Consider the following 2,942-nt stretch of genomic DNA (forward strand, 5'->3'; position numbering starts at 1 on the left):
ACAAAAGACAAGGTTGGCAACTCACAGACAAGCGAAGCAGATGAATACAGGAATCGTCTTTTTGCCGCCAAGGCGGGCATTAACGGCGCATGGTATAATTGGTTTGGCGACACAGGGGATATGCCGGACTTTGAGAGTATTACCAAGGTTGATTCCGGACTCAAACTCATAAGGTGTTTGCCCAACTGGGATAATCTAAATAATGTGCCACTCAGTGAACGGTCATGGGATGGCAGCGTTTATCAGAGTACAAAGAGTTATGCAGGTAGTGATGTCATGTATTCACGTCATCCAAAGACAGGAAAGCTTTTTGCGGTATTTTTAACGTTGTCTGGGGCTATAACGCTTAATGCCGGTGAGACGGCAACCTCGGTGAAGCGCACTGACGGTTATTTTATTGAGTCAGTGGATGGAAGTGCCGATGTCAGCATTGTTGGTAACGAGATAAGGCTAAAGAGTAAAGATAACATAGGGAAAGGATACATCTTTACCGTATCGGCGGATGGTGCTTCTTCAACAGTAGAGACAGAGAATGAGACAGAGACAGAGTTAGATGCGACATCGGGTTCGGAGGTTTCGGATGGAACAGTAAATGGCAGTGGGCTGACGCATACGACGTTGGTCGAGTACTATCCTGCCAGTGGGTCACTTAATACACGTAACAGCGTATCGTCAAAAAAAAGGACAAAAGCCATAACCTCTAAACAATCGGGCAGTACGCAGACATGGCAGCAGGTAGCAAAAAGAACGCAAGCCCAGAAGACTGCTGGGTTTGCAGGCGGTGAAGGATGGCAGTTGATAAGCGGTATTGCTTATGCTCCATCTAATTCAAATATTGTATATTTAGTTTCCGACACAAATCAGGTGTGGAAAAGTACTGACGGGGGTACAAGTTGGCAGAGAAAGGGAAATGGATTCTATGCCAATGGAGGAGCCTCTATAGTCATTGATCCTGCAAATCCGAATATTGTTTATGTTGCCGGAAGTGAGATGGTCGCGAGTAGCAGCACGTCAATATCCCAACAGCATGACGCTGAAGGAATATTTAGAACGACTGACGGTGGTGATAATTGGACAATGGTTAAAGACGCGCATTTTCATAGAAGTCAAGCGCAGGGGGGCATTCATTTTGCCTTTGCGGGGAGTACGATTTATGCCGCGCAGAGCGAAGGAGGACTCTTAAAATCAACCAATGGCGGCACGACATGGAATCTGGTTAATAAATCCGGAGGTGGGTATGTTTTAGACGCCCATGACGGACTGTATGATATAAAAGTACATCCAACTGATAATACAATCCTGTTTGTATCAACCGGCTATGGACTGTACAAGGTTGTGGATAGCGGAGGTTCCGCGACAGTAACAAAAATAGGAACAGGGCTGCCCTCTCATCCGTACGCAACGGTTATTAATCACAACAACCCTAATATTATGTTTGCAACGGCAAAGTATGATGGCGTTTATAAATCAACAGACGGCGGGTTGACATTCACTCAAACAAAGGCGTCTCCGGTTAGCAACGGAAAGACTGGCCAAGCGCAGCAAATTGCAATGAGTCCCGTAAATCCTGACAAAATAATGGTAGGGTTTCTTGGGTTATGGCCAACCAAACAGCTTTATTATACCCACAATGGGGGTACCAATTGGTATCAGACACAAACAATGGACGAAAAAAATGCCGATGGTTGGGTGTGCGGCTCTGAATTTTCTGGCGGATGGACGCAAGACTTTTCAGGTTCAGGAGAATGGGCAGCCCCGGTTACCTTTCATCCAACGATTGAAAATACGGCGTTAATAAGTGGACATGGAGATATTGTAAGAAAGACTACTGACGGCGGTAAAACATGGAAATATTCAAATACTGGTTATACGGGTTCTACGGGCGCTTTGAACAGCCCGTCTCCTTTTGGATGGGATAGCTCCAACCCAAACATGTTTGTATCTTTCCACCTTGACTTTGGGTCGATGTTATCGACAGACGGCGAGGATACTTTTAAGAGTATCGCAACCACTAGTCCTAATGGTGCTGCCGGCGGGGCAATAAAGGGTAATATTATTGTTAAAATTAACGGAAATTGGACAACAGGTGATTATAAGGTTGCTGTGTCAAGAAATAGCGGTGATTCTTTTACCGCTATATCCGATACTAATGGGGGAGAAGAGTGGGTGAACAGTTTAGTGAGTTTTCATTCGCAAAACGATAACATTGTTTATGCGGGCAAATATAGGTTTGATAACATAGGAACCTCTAACGCTTATGTAACTACCGCAAGTTCAAAACCTATTTATGGCATGTTTCCAGCGAACGGCGATATTGTATATACCTGGGGAAAAGACAGTACTACCGGCAATTGGTATATTCAAAAATCCACTGACAAAGGAAACACGTGGTCGGCGACCAACCTGTACCCATCAATTCCTGTTAAAAGTACGAACAAAGCTGGTATCAAACAAATAGCTATAGACCCAACAAACCAAAACAGAATTTATGTCGCGGTAAGAAGTGAGGGGGTCTATATCATTACAGATACAAGCGCCAATGGCGGAGAGACTATATACAGAGGCGATGCCAACGGTATTACTAAAAGCAGGTACGGTACAGAAGATATCAATTCGGTTGCAGTGGATCCTAACAACCCAAACGTAGTGTATGCGGCTGCCTATGCCTCCTGGTATGGTCATTCAAACGGTGTTTTTCGTTCAACTGATTATGGAATGACCTGGACGAATATTAATGGGAATCTGGGTGCAGATATGAGTATCAAGAGCATAGCCGTCAATCCACATAATAGTTGTGTCTATATAGACGCTAACGCCGGCACGTGGAAATTGCCGCCACCGTCATCAACATCTACCGCTGATACCACAGCGCCAAATTGTTCTATAAGTATTAACAATGGTGACGCCTATACCAAATCCACTGCAGTTACGCCGACGCTTTC

General features: G+C 44.8%; 1 protein-coding gene. It reads left to right on the forward strand.

Translation table 11 applies throughout. From position 1 onward, the window contains the following. The coding region (locus tag QZT26_RS17040) for a sialidase family protein (protein WP_295103873.1) at positions 1 to 2,942 on the forward strand (2,942 nt) is incomplete at both ends.

The organism is uncultured Candidatus Kuenenia sp. (genome assembly GCF_900696675.1).
In the GTDB taxonomy this organism is placed as follows: domain Bacteria; phylum Planctomycetota; class Brocadiia; order Brocadiales; family Brocadiaceae; genus Kuenenia; species Kuenenia stuttgartiensis_A.